Source organism: Thioalkalivibrio sp. AKL8 (assembly GCF_000380525.1).
Classification (GTDB): Bacteria; Pseudomonadota; Gammaproteobacteria; order Ectothiorhodospirales; family Ectothiorhodospiraceae; genus Thioalkalivibrio; species Thioalkalivibrio versutus.
In genome coordinates this window covers 21,291-37,388 of the sequence record NZ_AQYF01000009.1, presented here as the reverse complement: position 1 = coordinate 37,388, position 16,098 = coordinate 21,291, and the positions used below count along the sequence as shown (strand labels likewise).

Genomic DNA, 16,098 nt, shown 5'->3' with positions numbered 1-16,098 from the left:
CGGTATCGCCTTACCGGGTAGCCGCCTCATGTCGCATTCGAAGTCTTTCTAGACGCCCATCGGCGCGAGGTCCAGGTTCCAGTTGCTCAGCGTACCGGAGCGCCCGCTCCCAGTCCCGGCGCTGGTGTTCGTGGTACTTGGCCAGCGCCTCCAGTGCCTCCTGAACGCCCCGCTCGGCCAGCGCTTCCCAAACGGGCACCGCCTGGTCGAATCGCCCCTCTCGCCGCCATTCGCGAGCGAGCCACAGCAGGCCCGGCACCGACAGGCTCTTTTGGTGGCCTGCCAGCAGCCGACGAGCCGCCGCGGGGCCATCGAGGCGCTCCATCAGGCGTGCTGCGCCCTCGACCGACGCCTCATGGACGACGGGCTGCGCCAGGACGCTGGCCAGCGCCGGTCCCAGCAACGTGAGGGAGAGGATGTCATCGGTATTGTGCTGGACCACTCGCTCGAGATCCTCACTGCGCCCGAAGCTGAGATAGGCCTTCCAGGCCCACGGGGCCTCGGACCCCGGCAAGTCGTCCTGCCGGTCAAGCCCGAGCAACCGTTCCTCGACGGTGCGCAGGCGACAGTCCGGCCAGGCGTGCCCGTACAGGCTACGCACCGGGTGAAGGAAGTCGGTGTGCGCGGTCTCGGGGGCATCGGGTCGGCGCTGCATGCGGCGGCGATCCCGCAATAACGGCAGATCGAAGGTCTTGCCGTTGTAGCTGACCAGATGGTCACAGTCGCAAAGGGCCGCGTCCACGGCGGCCAGCAGCGCCCCCTCCCCCGCGAACGCGGTCATCAACCACTGGCGCAGGCGGACCTGGCCACCCTCGAGCGTCGCCAATCCCACCATGAAGGCGACGGTGCCGGCACCGCCGGCGAGACCCGTGGTCTCGGTGTCGATGAAACCCACCCGTTGGTCGGATGACCAGAAAGGGCTCGCCGGTTCGCGGGCGAGTTCGAGCGTGTGGCGTCCATGGGCGTGGCTCGCCGCGATGATGCGATCGACCCGGACCAGATGCTCGTCGATGAGCTCGCCGTCCAGGCGCTTCGCCAGTTCATCGGGTCGAACGGCGGCACTGGAGGATGGCGGGGTTGCGCGAATACGCCCCGTTCCCACGACGCCCATCCGGTCCAGGCGTGCCCGGATCTCGTCCAGCACGTTGCCGGATGCCGGTTCGGACGCCGGGGCGTGGGGCTCGGCCGAACTGCGGCCGGGCGCCGGCGGTTCACTGCCCGCCTGGCGGCGCAGGGTGTTCAGCCGGTCATGCAACCCCATGGGATTCCAGGCCCTCCAGGACCGTGATCGCGGCCTGTTTCGGCGAAAACCCGCGTACCTCGTCGCTCGCCAGGATCGGACCGATGCAACCCGGACAACCGTGAGCGCAGTCGCACTGCCGGATCAGGCTCAGTGCATCGCGAATGACCCGGCCCCGGTTGTCGAACAGCGGTGCCGACAGCCCGACGCCGCCGGGATAGTGGTCGTACAGGAACACGGCCGGGCGGAACCGGCCTTCCTGCTCCGGATCGCACTCGCCCCCATCGAGGGTGCGCAACTGGCCGCGGCCGTTCGATCCCACGGTCGCAAACCAGCGCGCATCGCCATCGCCGACCGCCCGGCCCAGGTCCTGCGGCTCGGACATCACCACCAGCGCCGCCACGTGGTGCATGGCGTAAGCCGCACCGAGAAACCCGTCCAGGGCCTCGTGGCGGGATGCGAAGCGCTGCTCCAGGGCCTCGGGGGCCATCTGCCACCAGACGGCGGTGGTATGCATCTCCTGGTCCGGCAGATGGATGTTGCCGTAACCGATGTTCTCGTGGGTGTAGTAGCGGATCTTCTTGTAGCCCGGGATGCGCCGGACGATGTGGACCTCGCCACGAGCCGCCTCGCCTTTGCCGGCGGGCGAGCGTTCAAAGTCGTCGAGGATCTTGAGGCGCGTGTAATCGATGGCGTCGGTGTAGTAGTCGGCGCGGGTGCGCGTGACGAACGCCTTGCGCCCGGTCCAGTCGAGGCGCTCGACCTGATAGGGCACGGCCTGCACCAGATAGATCGCGCCTTCGTAGAGGGTCTCGGCCGCACTGGAGAAGTCCACTTCGGCGATGATCTGCTGCTGGCCTTCGGTGGTATCCACCACCACGAAGTTGCCCTCGGCGACGGAACGCAGGCTGACGCTCTGGGCGGGATAGCTGTCCTCGGTCCAGTGCCAGGTGTCGGACTCGCGGTGCAGCACGCCCTGCTCCTCCAGATACGCCAACAACGACTCCAGATCCTCGCCGCCGAAGGTCTCGCCCTTCCGAAATGGCAGCTCGAAGGCGGCGCAGCGCACATGATCCAGCAGGATCAGGAGCTGGTCCGGCGCGATCCGCGCCTGCTCCGGCGACTGGCCGAGAAAGAACTCCGGGTTGCGGATGATGTACTGATCCAGCGGATCGGAACTGGCGACCAGCACACCCAGCGACGGGCGGTTGCGCCGGCCCGCGCGGCCCAGGCGCTGCCAGGTGCTGGCGATGGTTCCGGGGTACCCGGTCAGCAGGCAGACATCCAGGCTACCGATGTCCACACCCAGTTCCAGCGCCGAGGTGGCGATGACACAGTCCACGTTGCCGCTGCGCAGGGCCTTCTCCGTCTGGCGCCGCTCGTTGGGCAGATAGCCGCCCCGATACGCGGCGACCCGCGAGGCCTTGCGCGGGTCGTTGTCGAACACGTCCTTCATGTAGCGGGTGATCACCTCGACCATCAGCCGCGTGCGCGCAAAGATGATGGTGGTGAGCTTGCCGCGCAGGGCCATGCGCGCGATCCGCGTGACCTGGGATCGGGCCGAGGCGCGGATGCCGAGATCCGCGTTGACCACCGGCGGGTTCCACAGCAGAAGATGGCGCTCCCCCGCCGGCGCCCCGCTCTCGGTGATCGCCGTGACCGGTTCCCCGATCAGGCCCGAGGCCAGTTCCTCCGGGTTGGCGATGGTCGCCGAGCTCATGATGAACACCGGGTCCGCGCCATAGAAGCGACAGATCCGGCGCAGCCGCCGCATGACGTTCGCCACGTGCGATCCGAACACGCCCCGATAGGTGTGGGTCTCGTCGATCACCACGTACTGCAGGCTCTCGAAAAACTGGGCCCACTTGGTGTGGTGCGGCAGAACCCCCTGGTGGAGCATGTCGGGGTTGGTCACGACAATGTCGCCACGCGTCCGGACTGCCTTGCGGGCATCCCCCGGGGTGTCCCCGTCGAAGGTATAGGCCCGCACCCCGAGATCACCGGCCTCGTTGAGTTCCATGAGCTCTGCCACCTGGTCCTGCGACAGCGCCTTCGTGGGAAACAGGTACAACGCCTTGGCCTTGTTCTCGCGGGCCGCCTGGAGAACCGGAAGGTTGTAACAAAGCGTCTTGCCGGACGCGGTCGGGGTCACGACCACCGTGTGTTGTCCGGCGCGGATCTGGTCCCAGGCGGCGCGCTGATGGCTGTAGAGCTGCTCGACGCCCCGGGATCGGAGCGCGCCGGCAATGGCCGGGTCAAGATCGGCGGGCAGATCGGCGTACTGGGCGGGGCGCGCCGGCAGGACCAGCTCACCGGTGATGCGCTTGGCGTAACGTTCCTTGATGCGCTCAACCAGGCGCCGCGCACCCCCTTCTGTGACCGGGCGTTCCGTGCGCAGCTCGGGTTCGGGGACTTCGGGGAGGACGCGCGCCGGTTCGGTCATGGCAATCTTCTCGCGGGAGCCGTACAGTGGCGATCATAGCTCGGAGAACAAACGGAGAACAATGTTCTCTGCCCTGTGCGATGACGATCCTGGAGAACGGATGCCATGGAGGCACTGACCCCGCACCAGCGTCGGGTGCTCGAGGCCCTGCAGCGCTTCGCGGCCGAGGGGCACGCGCCAAGTCTGGACGAGTTGGCCGAGACCCTGGGTCTCCGCTCACGCGGGTCCCTGCACAAGCACATTCGCGCCCTGGAGGCCGCGGGCTACGTAAAGCCCGCCCAGGGACGCCATCGAGGCATCCGGTTGGCCGATGACGTACTGGATTCGCCTGTCGCCGAAGGCACGACGGGACCCGGCTCATGGGGCTCCGGCACCCTGCCTCTTCTGGGCCGCATCGCGGCGGGCCAGCCGATCGAGGCGCTGGCGAACCCCGAACCCGTGGAGGTACCGCCGGCCCTCCGCGCGCGTGGCGAGTGCTATGTCCTCGAGGTAAAGGGCGACTCCATGCAGGACGCCGGCATCCTGGACGGCGACTGGGTGGTGATCGAGTCGCGCAGCCACGCGCGCAACGGCGAGATCGTCGTGGCCCTGATCGATGGCGAAGAAGCCACCCTAAAGCGCATCGAGCAAACGCCAGAACAGGTCCTGCTGCACGCAGCGAACCCAGCGTATCCTCCGCTCACCCTCGTCCCTGAACAGCTGCAAATCCAAGGGGTACTCGTCGGACTAATGCGGCGTTACTCGGCCTAATTTGTTCCCTGCCTGCGTCTGAGTTTCGCGGCCGCGAAACCAACCAAGACACGAGGCGCCCTGGCGCCCTCGAAAGCAGAGTTAAAAAGCGAGAAACGGACGCGCAAAAAGACGGTACCACGGGAGGGTTCGACGGTGGTTTCGCGGGCGCGAAACTCGCATGACAATGATTCTCAGGCGAGGGGCAGGACTTCCATCATTCCCTTTAGCCCTAAATGGAATGATGGAAGTCCTGCCCCTCGCGAATGATTCGGCAGACAGAAATGACACAGCGGTCATCATTCACTTTAGGCCTAAAGTGAATGATGGAAGTTGAGCACATTCGCGTGGAGTGACCTACGGAGGGCCCGCCAAAAACCTAAAGTGAATGATGGGTCATCATTCCAAATAGTTAATACAGTGGACAGACCCCGGGGTCAGTTCCCCACAGCGGACCGCCCCGGATTTTGAACCGCCCCGGGTTTCCCGGAGACCCGTTGGTTTGGGTCACGCTGTACGAACGGCCCCCTGAAGTGGTTGATGGTACTGCGCTTCGATCACCGCCGGCGGTCGATACCCGTTGGATTCCAACAGGCGTCGTCGGTTGAACCAGTCGACCCACTGGAGCGTAGCCCACTCGACGTCGCGCAGATCGTTGAGACGCCCCCAGTAGGCCCGGACTTCGGTCTTGTACAGCCCGTTGATGGTCTCCGCCAGGGCGTTGTCGTAGGAGTCACCGACCCGGCCCACCGAGGGCTGGAGCCCGGCTTCCCCGAGGCGATCGGTGTAACGGACCGACAGGTATTGCACACCGCGATCGCTGTGATGGATGGGACGGGGCGTGCCCCGTCCCATCCGGGCTTGCAGCGCCTGTTCCAGTGCTCCCAGCGTCAGGTCGGTGCGCAGGCTCCGACTGACGCGCCAGCCAACGATGCGGCGGGCGAACGCATCGGTGATGAAGGCCGTGTAGACGAAGCCTTCCCGCGCCGTGGGCATGTAGGTGATATCCGCCACCCACAGGGCGTTCGGACGCTCAGCCCGGAAGCACCGTCCAACATGATCCGGCGGCCGCGCGACCCCGGGCGCTGGACGGGTGGTGCGCGGGGCCTTGCCCCGCGTTACCCCGCGCAGGCCCAGGGCGCGCATCCGCCGCGCCACGCTGCAACGCCCGGCGTCACAGCCCTCCAGCCGGAGGGCATGCCAGACCTTGCGCACGCCGTAGACCCTGAAGTTGTCTTCCCAGACGTCCCGGATCTTCGCGTCCAGCGCCGCGTCCTTCCGGACGCGGGCGGGAAGCCGCCCGGGATCACGTTCCCGGGCCTTGTGCTCGTAGTAGGTCGACGGGGCGATCGGCAGCTTGCGGCAGATCGGCTCGACCCCGTAGACCGCACGCTGGGCGTCGATGAACGCCCGCATCACTTCTCGTGGCGGTCGAGCTCCGCCTGGGCGCAAAACGCCGAGGCCTTGCGCAGGATCTCGTTGCTGCGCTTGAGCTCGCGGTTCTCCCGCTCCAGCGCCTTCAGGCGCGCCCGTTCGTTGTCCGACAACGCCGAGGCGTCATTCCGCTCCCGTTCGGCCCGGCGTACCCACAGCCGCAGCGTCTCCGGCGTGCAGCCGATCTTCGGCGCAATCGACTGCATCGCCGCATGCTGGGATGGGTACTCCGCTTGGTGTTCCCACTTCCCACACCAGCCAGATGAAGTGAAAAACGACCTCTGCAGCCATAACCGTATTCAGGCACGGTTGTATGGACCATGCCTGCAGGCCAGCTGCGGGCCATCAAACAAAGGAAGAACATGCACACAACAGACGTAGACCCGCTCATCACCATGAAGGATGTGTGCCAACTGACAAACCTGTCCCGAGCGTCAATCTATCGATTACGCAACAACGATGCCTTCCCGGCACCGAGACGAATCAGCAGGGGTTGCGTGCGTTGGCAACTGTCGTCGGTGGAACGATGGATTGAGGCTCTCCCGAAGGGATAGGAATGACGATCCGACAAAAATCCACGAACGTGGCCGTGCTCGGCTTCCAAGATGCGCACAGAGCACATCCGACCGGGATCAATTCAGGCCGAGAAGAAGCCCCGGACATGGGAGGCTATGTGCAATGCTCTACCGCACACCCTGCTTTGAGCCACCCCAGTGGCCCGGACTAGATCCTCGCTACTGGCCCACACGGTCCTTGGCCATCATCCACTGGATACGGTGGAGATATGTCACCATCGCCCCCACCGCCAGCAGAACGACACCCGAAACCGCATAAGCCCACACACCAATGGCCGTGTACCAGAATCCAGCGACACCCTGGGTCTCAGCGACCATGGCTCCGAACAACAAACCAGCTAAGCCCGCGACGACAATCACAGCCCAGCCAATCACTGTCAGGACGGGACCAAGTGAGTCGCGTGAGGCGAAAGCCCGCTTGACCGGGTCCTCCTCAGGCTCAGCGAGAGTCGCGGCCGCTCGACGCGTGGAATGATCCTCGTCGATGCTCACCACTTTCCCTTCCGGGTAGTCGGTCTCCGCTTTAGTGCGAGCTTCTTTCAGCGACAGCGCATGGATGGTCTTTGTGACTTCCTCTCCGTGCTGGAGAATCGTTGCCTTGAATCGAGTCATTAAAAACATCCTTTGTCAGGGTTGGTGCTTAGATGAGCGCACCCGTGAACCGACCTTGAAGGCCCCCGCCACGGAAGGCGGGGACACGTCGAGCGCAAAAAGGCCGTTCAGATCGGCTCCCACTCTCCGCTTGCCGTCTGGCATGCCGTCGTCTTCTGGAACTGATCTGCCTGATCTTCCGGCAGGTTGGACGCGTCCACAGTGAAGTCCACGCAGGTGAGACCGTTGGCATGGACGTATTCATCGCTGCGCTGGATGTCGATGTTCATGGCCTGGACATCCTCGTAGGTGATCGAGGATTCACCCGCCATGGCATTAAACGCCGCGCCCATTCCTGCGCCCATTGCACCCGATGCCAGGCCAATACCCGCGCCCGAAGCAGCGGCGCCGAGATTGCCCGCCATTGCGGCCGACGGCCCGCGCTGCCCGATCGCGGCGCCACTGCGAGCGGCGGCCGAGCCATCCATTGCGCCGATCCCGGCAGCGATAGCCTCATGCGCAGCCCGTGCCTGCGGATCGTCCCCCACCGTTGCGGGCACGGTTACGTCGTTTTCATCTCCCGCAGCCTGTTGAGCGATTGCTTCAGCTTCGAGCTGCGCCTGCTCCAGCTGACGCTCGGTGTTTCCGCGGTTTGCGATGGCACCAATGGCACCAGCTACCGAACCAGCACCCATACCGCCCGCGTTCGGGCCGGCCATGCACCCCCCAAGAGCCATGCTGGAGCCGAGAATGAGCAGGAGTTTCTTCTTCATTTTTCTATCTTCCTTGTTGTGATGGAGGCCTCACCGGCTGCGAGGCGGGCAGAGCCTACCGGCTTAAACCACGGAACCCCATAAACAGACTGGGAAGCTCGGATAAGCGAATCGATGAATCACCCCCACGCTCAGCGTGAAAAGGGCCCTCGGGCAGGCAAGGGCAGCATTAAGGCTGCGGCCGACTCGCCCGACTACTCTTGGCCCACTTCCAGGCACCCCAACGGGAACAGTCTGAATGCGCCATATTGGCGCGAGCACGCACTCCACACAGGATTAATCTTCGAGGCGAACGTTGGCGGCAGGGGGGCCGTCGCGAAGACCGGCAAGCTTGTCGGCCGGGACTGATGTCGCACGTCTGGGTAATATCAGCGCCGTCAAACATCCCACGGAGCCCTGATATGTCCCGTTTCTTGATTGCGACCCTGACCGCCCTCTCCCTGTCCGCACTGATGCCCGCCATGGCCGATACCCAGGCAGCACCTTTCGACCTACCGCTCGATGGCAGTTGCGAGGCGATCGAACGTCACCATGACATCCTTCGCACAACGGGCGGCGCACTGGATTTCGATGCGTTCCATCACCTTGATGCCAGCACCATTCGCTTCGAGGGGCTGCAGGGTCTGCTGGCAGTCTGCGACGCGGGCAACGACCGCCTCGTTGCCGTGGAAGCAACTTTCCGCAAGCGTTTTGGCGGCGCAACCTTTGACTCGCTCGTTGACATGCTGCGCGATGCCGGATACCGCCAGATCCACGTCAACCGCCCGCACGTCGGCGACAAATCGGCCCGGTTCGCGGCCGGTGACACGACCATCCGGCTCAACGAACCACACATGTCACGCGAAACCACGCTGAGCTACATCGCCCAAGATTACGCAGACGCCCTCAACCAGCATCGGATCGAGCGGGAACGCCAGCAGCGCGAAGCCGAATCGGGGACCCTTTAAGGGAGCACGTCGAACCTCCCCGGTCGACAAAGACCTCGGCTCCGAGGCCTCGTGCGTCCGGATCGGACTCCGGTTCAGCCCCCGGCACCGGTCGGAGTCGATAACAGCCCGGCCTCATCGTGGCGCCCTTGCCGGCATGCCACCACTGGCCGCCAAGGCCCCAGCACCGGCCCCGGCCGCCTGTTGGCAGCGTGCACGCCCCTCCCGCCTTCCGCCGGCACGTTCAATGCACCGCTGCCATTGAGTTTAAAAACACCCCCGTTGGAAACAGATAATGAGCCAGGAAAACGCCCGCACAAAAACCCGGACGACGGACGAACCGGAGGTCTCGGACCGCACCATCGGCTTCGTGGGATATGCCCTTTACATCGCCGCGCCATTCACCGGCGGCCTGACTGCACTTGCTGCGGTGATCATTGCGTACATCCAACGCGGAAATGAAAACGGGATCTTGCGAAGCCACTGGACCAACATAATTCGGATGTTCTGGACCTCGTTTGCCGTCTTCGTGGTGATCGTCGGAATCTGGATCATGTGGATGGCCTCCTTCAGCGCCGCCTTTACAGCCGGTCAGGCGCCCGCCATGGGCTCCCTGATCACGCTGACCTGGGCGGTATGGGTGATCATCCGTAGCGTTATCGGCATCTTGGACCTCAACCAAGGACGCGCGATGGGACAGCCGCCGGGCCTGTTTACGGGGCGGTGAACGGTTTTCGGCTCTACGCCACGGGCACGGGCCCTCGCCAGAACACACCCACCTTGATCATCGCGCCGACTGACCCGAATTCACCCATGGGATCCCGATAAAACCGTTCGGCCCAGTATCAGCGCCCACGCTCGACCCAGAGCATCACGCTCACACGATGCCGCGTTACTCGGCCTAATTTATTCGACGCCTACCCGTCTTTTTCGCGGCCGCGAAACCGTCCCGGATATGGGAATTGCGACACCCGTCAAAGCCTGTTTCGCGCCCGCGAAACGCAGCTTACCAGGGGGTTTTCCGGAAGGGGCAGAACTTCCATCATTCCACTTAGCGCTAAATGGAATGATGGAAGTTCTGCCCCTTGGATGCGATCGAGTAGCATGGAAATGACACAGCGATCATCATTCCACTTAAGGTTAAGTGGAATGATGGAAGTTGAGCACATTCGTGGTGGCTAGGCTACGGATGGTCGGCCGAATCCCTAAGGTGAATGATGGGTCATCATTCCAAATAGTTAATACAGTGGACAGAACCCGGGGTCAGTTCCCTTGCCCGAAATACCCAATCCGAGGCCTTAGACCTCAGCGGGGCTGTCAGCGAAAAGAAGTCGACGGTGGAGCGCAACGAAGCCATAGGCCAATGGCATCGCGTGGATTCCGCGGCCCAATTCGTATTCCGCTAACCACATCGCCCGATCGATCGTGTCCCGCGGCACATCTGGTCGGCTCCATCGTGTGGCAGCCCGCCATAGACATCGCCGCATATCCTCTATCCTTGGTTCCTTCGAGTACCGATACCACTCATACCCACTCGGAGTCATCACCGCTATCGCGTGTATCACTCGTCCGTCGTAGTCGATCCCCACCGCGGTGGACGCTTCGAGCGACCCCAATATCCATTCCGCCTCATGCCATTGCATCGATTAGCTCCTGCTGCGCCCGGACGTAATCGGCAGCAACCGACGACATAGCATCGCGGAGCACCCAATCCCCGGTCACAGCAGAGTGCACAGCAGCGGCCAGATCTCCACTGGGGCTCCCTTCCCACTCGCGCGCCACCGAGCGCAGACATACCACCAGCGCGGATCCCAGTATCTCCTTTGCCTCCGCATCAGGCATGCCGATGCTGGTAATCTCCTGGCCGATCTCGTGGAGGGCCCGCTCCACGTACACTTCTGCGATCACCGCCGCTAACCCCCAAAGTGCGTAGGTCTCGCCGGAAACCAAGGTCGGATCAATCTCGCTGACAACGAGTTCGACCCTATGCTCGATTACTGAAGCCTCTATCACCATCGAGGCTGACCCCGAACACAATTTCCGCACCGTGCAACTGCAGGGCCGATAATCCAGCCCAAGGAGTGCGCATATCCGTTGCGCGAAAATGCCCGAACTCACCCCACTGGATAGGTCATAGAGCATGTGATCGTGACTCGATGAGGCGTTGATGAAAATCGACCGGCCATCGCTCAACGCCACTCTATAGCTGCGCCACCATCCGGCGGATGGCCCCATCCCAATAGTCGCTGGAGCTGTTTGGAACCTATATGTCTTCATATCGCTATCCCTCGTGATTGTTGGTTTCGTCCTGCCCGTCTGGCATGGAGGAGACCAACGTATCCGAGTAATCATCACTGTCCATTTCTTGTAAGGTCTAGAACCCCAAGGAGACGAAATGACTGAAGGCTCTCAGAGACCACTGTGCGCGTCAGCCGCACTACGTGAAAAACGACCTATGCAGAATTAATCGAAATCGGGCACGGTAGTACGCGTATCAACGGTAAGCCCTAGATCTAGGGAGAAGCCGAGAAAGCCAAGGAAAGCCCAAAGATACGAAAAGGAAAGCGAAAATGGATACGAAACAAATCGACACGCTAATCACCATCCGCGACGTATGCGACATGACACGCCTGTCGCGAGCGTCGATCTATCGATTGCTCCAGCGCGATGCCTTTCCGGCTCCCCGTCGAATCAGCGCTCGGTGCGTCAGATGGCGCCTCTCCAGCATTGAACGCTGGATCGATAAGCTGCCTGCCAACCAAGATGCAGAGTGATCAGGGCACTAAAGTGTTGGGGCACGCGTGGTTGCAAACGGCGTGGGCAGGCATCACGGCGAGCACGCGTCATTCGGAAGCGTGAGGCGCGCCAGAGATGCAGGGAGAGGGGCGTGAAGCTCCATCCAGGTAAACGACCCCAACTGGCTCGCTGTCCCTGGATGGCTTGGTGTTCGTGGCGTGTGAGTTGGTACCCGGTGGGCGGCCCTGGCCGACTTCTCGCCCCGACAGGGCGTGGGCACACTGCGAGCCCCGCGGGGGACGTAGCCCGAGGAGGCGGCGGAGACGACGCACGAGCCGTTTCGGCAATTTATCCCAGGCTTTGCACGTGGGCCTCAGACACATACCCCAGATGGCCGACCATCGTCCGGCTATCAGTGCATCGCCATCCACCGCGCCAGTCGCTTGGTCTATCTGGCGCTCCAGAGGGCTCGCAGAGTGCCGAGGCCGCGACAAGTATTCCGAAAAAGCGGCTGTGCAACGCTCCTTGCCATATGAGCCATGCCTTGTACGAGAACCGAAAGAAATCTACTGGTCGCTTTGGCGCCGCCCGAGAGCGGAAGCCGGCGGGGAGCATCCCTGCGACCGGCTGTGTGCCGAGAAAGACATCGACCGCCGTCTGATCCGCCCCCAAAGGGCCCCAGACCAACGGTATGGTCGTAAGCTTCAACCGCCGCATCACCGACCTGCTGCTGACGCGCCCCTTTCACTTGGGTCAGTGCTTCAGGGGTGAAAGAGGAAGCCCCGGCCACGCAGGACTTAGAACCGCTATCCGATAGCGCGGAGCAGAGTCACTACGACTGCTTGGATCTGGTGACAACTACGCTGACCGATAGGAACCTGCGGGAAAGGGCAAAGAGGCATTGCGAACACAGGGCGGCCGTGGATCTGCCCGCAGCCCGGTCGAGCACGCACCCCCGTTTGGCGCCACGGGTATGCCTCTTGCGCTCGGCCGACCCCGGTTTCGTATATGGCCAGGGCCTGTTTTGTCTATGTGTCCAGCACTTCGGCCGTGTCGTCGGCGAGACGGTCCAGCAGAATCTACAAGTCGGACGGGGCGTCTAGGTCAATTGTTACCTGTTGGCCCGGTTTTCGTGCCTCGGGAAGCGTAGGGCCCAAAAAAGAAAAGCCCCGCCAGTAATTTACCGGCGGGGCCTACCGTTCCTAAGAATGGCACACAGGATGGTATATATGGCGTTTTTTGCCCTATAACTTCCTGATTTTCTGGGGTGTTTGGTGGAGCGGAGGAGGATCGAACTCCCGACCTTCGCATTGCGAACGCGACGCTCTCCCAGCTGAGCTACCGCCCCAAACAGGACGCGCATTCTAGCAACTCCACCGGGTGGCGGGAAGCCCCGCCCGCACAAGATTCGCGAGACGCCCCGCCATGCCTCGGGATCACCTTTTCGCGCCGCACGTCACGGAACTTGGGCCTGGACCCGGTCTAGCATTAGGGCATGTCCGTCACCCACATCCAACGACCCGGGGCGACCGACCCCAGCCTCCGGCTCGCGGGTCTGGCCACACGACGGCCCGCTGCTCGCTCGATATACTGTCCGACATGAGTCTGTCCGTTCGCATCCTTGGCGCCAGTGGCGGGATTGGCCCGGGCCGGCGTACCACATCCATCCTCATCGATAACGACATCCTTATCGACGCGGGCAGTGGCGTGGGCGATCTGACCCTGGAGGAGCTGCGGCGCATTCGCCACGTCTTCCTGACCCACTCGCACCTGGACCATATCGCCTTCCTCCCGATGCTGGCGGACATGGTCTACAGCCCGGATGCCCCGCCCGTCCACGTCCACGGCCTCCCGGCAACACTCAAGGCCCTGTGCGATCACGTCTTCAACTGGGTGATCTGGCCGGACTTCACCCGTCTGCCACGGCCCGATCAGCCCTTGATCCGCCTGGAGTCGCTGCAACCCGGTCACAGCATCGCGGTGGAACATCGCGAGATCCAGGTGCTGCCGGCCCGCCATACCGTGCCCGCGGTCGGCTACAGCGTCACCAACAGCGACGGCGCCGCCTTCGCCTTCAGCGGCGACACGACCTCCTCGCACCTGCTCTGGCCCGCGCTGAACGCCCTGCCCCACCTCGATCTGCTGATGATCGAGACCGGCCTCCCAGACGAGATGGAGGGCATGGCGGATCTGGCCAAGCACTACACCCCGCAGCACCTGGGCGAGGACCTGGCACAACTGCAGCACCGCCCGCGCATTGCCATCACCCATCTCAAGCCAGGCCACGAACAGGCCATCCGCCAGCAGCTCGCCCGCTCGCCGCACCACGACGGCATGATCTTCCTGCACGGCGACGAACGCTTCGAACTCGGCGCCCACCCTTAGCGGCTACTCATCGCTCGTCATCCACGATGATCGGTCGCGAGCCGCCCGAATACGCCACAGGCTGGTTGCCGCCGCACCACCTCCCGTTCACACGCCTGTAACATCCCTGTTATCTAATGCGGACCAGGTAATCACGAGACGGGGCCATGGCCACTCGAATTCTGCTGGTGGAAGATGATGCAGCGATCCGCGAGATGCTGCAGGTGCCGTTCCAGAAGGCGGGCTACGAGGTCCGCGAGGCCGGAGATGTCCGCTCGGCAAAATCCCTCCTGCTGGAAGACCCGCCGGATCTGATCCTGCTGGACTGGATGCTGCCGGACATCAGCGGCATCGACTGGGCGCGTACGCTCAAGACCAGCCCGGTCACCAAGGACATCCCGCTGATCATGCTGACTGCCCGCGGCGAGGAAGAAGACCGCGTGCGCGGCCTGGATGTCGGCGCCGACGACTACGTAACCAAACCGTTCTCGCCGCGCGAGCTGGTCGCGCGCATGAAGGCCGTGCTGCGCCGCACCTCGCCCACCACCAGCGAGGAACCGATCGAGATCGAGGGCCTGCGTCTGGACCCCGTCTCCCATCGCATCACCGGCAACGGCGCGGCCATCAGCATGGGCCCGACCGAGTACAACTTGCTGCACTTCTTCATGACCCATCAGGATCGGGTGTTCAGCCGCGAACAGCTGCTGGACAAGGTCTGGGGCACCAACGTCTATGTGGAGGAACGCACGGTGGATGTTCACATCCGCCGCCTGCGCAAGGCGCTGGCCGACACCGGGCATGACCACCTGGTGCAAACCGTGCGTGGTTCAGGGTACCGTTTCTCGCAACTTCCCTGACCTTCGGCGGTCCCCGTGCAGCCCCGCAAGACCTGGCCCGACATCCTCATTACCAGCCTGCTGATCGCGCTGCCGCTCCTGACGCTTGGCTGGGCCACCGGCCAGTTCTGGCCCACCCTGGCGTTTCTGCTTGGGGCTGCACTGGCCTGGAACATCGCCAACCTGCTGTGGCTGGAGACCTGGCTGCGCCGGGGCGGCCGTGCCGACCCACCGGACGTGCGCGGCCTGTGGGGCGTGATCTTCGACCACCTCTACCGCCGCCGCAGACGCCACGAGAACCGCGTGCATCGGTTGCGCCAGCTGCTGGAGCGCTACCGGGACTCGGCGAAGGCCATGCCCGACGCGGTAGTGGTCCTGAACGATGACCTGCGCATCGAGTGGCTGAACGACATGTCCTGCCAGCTGCTCGGGCTCCACTGGCCGCGCGACGAGGGCCAGCGCATTACCCACCTCCTGCGCCACCCGGAGTTCCTGACGTTCATGGAACGTGCCCGCGAGTCCCTCGCGCGGGTGACCGTGCCCTCCCCGCTGGACAGCGAGCGCCAACTGGAGATGCGCATGCTCCCCTATGGCGACGCGCAGTACCTGCTGCTGGCCCGGGACACCACCCACCTGCACCGCCTGGAGGTCATGCGGCGCGACTTCATCGCCAACGTCTCGCACGAGCTCCGCACGCCGCTGACCGTTCTCTACGGCGTCACCGAGAGCCTGGAAGACGAACTGGAGGACCAGCCTCAGCTCGCGCGTTCGGTCCAGATGCTGCGCGAACAGTCCGAGCGCATGAAACTGCTGGTGGACGACCTGCTGCTGCTCTCACGCCTGGAGACCGGCGAAACCACCGGCCCGCAGGACTGGTTCAACCCGTTCCCACTGTTCCAGAAGCTGACGGACGAGGCGCGCATCCTTTCGGGCACGGAAGCGCACGCGATCGTACTGGACGCCGACCCCAAACTGGAGTTCCAGGGCAACCCGGACGAACTGCGCTCGGCCTGCGCCAACCTGCTGTTCAATGCCGTGAAGTACACCCCTGGCGGGACCACCATCACCCTGCGCTGGCGCGCCGACGACGACGGTGGGCGCCTGAGCGTCGAGGACACCGGGCCCGGCATCGCCAGCCATCACCTCGGGCGCCTGACCGAACGTTTCTATCGCGTGGATGCCGGACGCACCCAGTCGCGCGGCGGGACAGGCCTGGGCCTGGCCATCGTCAAACATGTCCTCGCCCGCCATGAAGGCCACCTCGCCATCGAGAGCCAGGTCGGCCGCGGCAGCCGTTTCACCTGCCTGTTCCCCCTGACCCGCATCCGCCGCGCCGAACCCTCCGGCCCCTCCAACTAACGTCATTGCGAGGGCCCGCAGGGCCCGTGGCAATCGTCCGCAAACGCCCCGAACCCATGGGCCTTTTAGACCGATTGCCGCGTCGCTTCGCT

General features: G+C 63.8%; 14 protein-coding genes, 1 tRNA gene and 1 other annotated feature. Of the genes, 8 read left to right on the top strand and 7 right to left on the bottom strand.

The annotated features are described in order from the left end of the window. Positions 1-10 precede the first annotated feature (10 nt). Both G335_RS0109510 and G335_RS0109505 read right to left on the bottom strand, forming a co-directional pair. Entirely contained in the window at positions 11-1,261 is a 1,251-nt protein-coding gene (locus G335_RS0109510) for a ribonuclease H-like domain-containing protein (protein WP_018176582.1), read from the bottom strand. Further along, positions 1,248-3,683, bottom strand: a complete 2,436-nt coding sequence (locus G335_RS0109505) for a DEAD/DEAH box helicase (RefSeq protein WP_018176581.1) — start codon at positions 3,681-3,683, stop codon at positions 1,248-1,250. Before G335_RS0109505 ends, G335_RS0109510 begins: the two co-directional genes overlap by 14 nt. Before the next feature lie 105 nt (positions 3,684-3,788). Between G335_RS0109505 and lexA the strand changes: the two genes are divergently transcribed. After that, positions 3,789-4,433, top strand: a complete 645-nt coding sequence (gene lexA, locus G335_RS0109500; RefSeq protein WP_018176580.1) for a transcriptional repressor LexA — start codon at positions 3,789-3,791, stop codon at positions 4,431-4,433. Positions 4,434-4,919: 486 nt separating this feature from the next. Here lexA and G335_RS0109495 read toward each other — a convergent pair. Then, positions 4,920-6,145 (bottom strand): IS3 family transposase gene (locus G335_RS0109495; RefSeq protein ID WP_231368530.1). Its coding sequence is split into 2 segments (ribosomal slippage): positions 4,920-5,863 and positions 5,863-6,145, totalling 1,227 coding nucleotides; the frame shifts between segments, so codons are not numbered across the junction. Then, positions 5,754-5,870 (bottom strand) — a sequence feature (AL1L pseudoknot). (Overlaps the previous gene by 117 nt.) Positions 6,146-6,166: 21 nt before the next feature. Between G335_RS0109495 and G335_RS13950 the strand changes: the two genes are divergently transcribed. Continuing rightward, positions 6,167-6,400, top strand: a complete 234-nt coding sequence (locus tag G335_RS13950) for a helix-turn-helix transcriptional regulator (RefSeq protein ID WP_369773010.1) — start codon at positions 6,167-6,169, stop codon at positions 6,398-6,400. A gap of 180 nt (positions 6,401-6,580) precedes the next feature. Here G335_RS13950 and G335_RS0109485 read toward each other — a convergent pair whose 3' ends face one another. Both G335_RS0109485 and G335_RS0109480 read right to left on the bottom strand, forming a co-directional pair. Further along, complete coding sequence (locus G335_RS0109485; RefSeq protein WP_018176577.1) at positions 6,581-7,033, bottom strand: hypothetical protein; 453 nt, start codon at positions 7,031-7,033, stop codon at positions 6,581-6,583. Between the two features lie 107 nt (positions 7,034-7,140). Continuing rightward, positions 7,141-7,785: a hypothetical protein gene (locus tag G335_RS0109480; RefSeq protein ID WP_043690035.1), complete on the bottom strand. Its 645-nt coding sequence runs from the start codon at positions 7,783-7,785 to the stop codon at positions 7,141-7,143. A 401-nt stretch (positions 7,786-8,186) separates the two neighbouring features. Here G335_RS0109480 and G335_RS0109475 point away from each other — a divergent pair, with 401 nt between their 5' ends. Further along, positions 8,187-8,732 (top strand): hypothetical protein, encoded by a 546-nt coding sequence (locus G335_RS0109475; RefSeq protein ID WP_018176576.1) that lies wholly within the window; start codon positions 8,187-8,189, stop codon positions 8,730-8,732. 274 nt (positions 8,733-9,006) lie between these two features. Next, a complete protein-coding gene (locus tag G335_RS0109470; protein ID WP_018176575.1) occupies positions 9,007-9,438 on the top strand; it encodes a hypothetical protein in 432 nt (143 codons plus the stop codon). A gap of 902 nt (positions 9,439-10,340) precedes the next feature. Here G335_RS0109470 and G335_RS14365 read toward each other — a convergent pair. Further along, entirely contained in the window at positions 10,341-10,988 is a 648-nt protein-coding gene (locus G335_RS14365; protein WP_231368483.1) for a hypothetical protein, read from the bottom strand. 293 nt (positions 10,989-11,281) lie between these two features. Here G335_RS14365 and G335_RS0109455 point away from each other — a divergent pair, with 293 nt between their 5' ends. Then, positions 11,282-11,485 carry an AlpA family transcriptional regulator gene (locus tag G335_RS0109455; RefSeq protein WP_018176572.1) on the top strand — a complete coding sequence of 68 codons (204 nt, stop codon included), beginning with the start codon at positions 11,282-11,284 and terminating at the stop codon, positions 11,483-11,485. 1,234 nt (positions 11,486-12,719) lie between these two features. Here the strand turns inward: G335_RS0109455 and G335_RS0109450 are convergent. Continuing rightward, a tRNA-Ala gene (locus tag G335_RS0109450) sits at positions 12,720-12,795 on the bottom strand. 251 nt (positions 12,796-13,046) lie between these two features. On the opposite strand from G335_RS0109450, the gene G335_RS0109445 reads away from it, so the two are divergent. The 3 genes from G335_RS0109445 to phoR all read left to right on the top strand — a co-directional run bounded on the left by G335_RS0109445 (position 13,047) and on the right by phoR (position 16,006). Beyond that, positions 13,047-13,832 carry a 3',5'-cyclic-nucleotide phosphodiesterase gene (locus G335_RS0109445; RefSeq protein ID WP_018176571.1) on the top strand — a complete coding sequence of 262 codons (786 nt, stop codon included), beginning with the start codon at positions 13,047-13,049 and terminating at the stop codon, positions 13,830-13,832. Between the two features lie 146 nt (positions 13,833-13,978). Then, positions 13,979-14,668 (top strand): phosphate regulon transcriptional regulator PhoB, encoded by a 690-nt coding sequence (phoB, locus tag G335_RS0109440; protein ID WP_018145420.1) that lies wholly within the window; start codon positions 13,979-13,981, stop codon positions 14,666-14,668. Between the two features lie 15 nt (positions 14,669-14,683). Beyond that, positions 14,684-16,006, top strand: coding sequence for a phosphate regulon sensor histidine kinase PhoR (gene phoR / locus G335_RS0109435; RefSeq protein ID WP_018170004.1), 1,323 nt, complete (start codon positions 14,684-14,686; stop codon positions 16,004-16,006). Positions 16,007-16,098 lie beyond the last annotated feature (92 nt).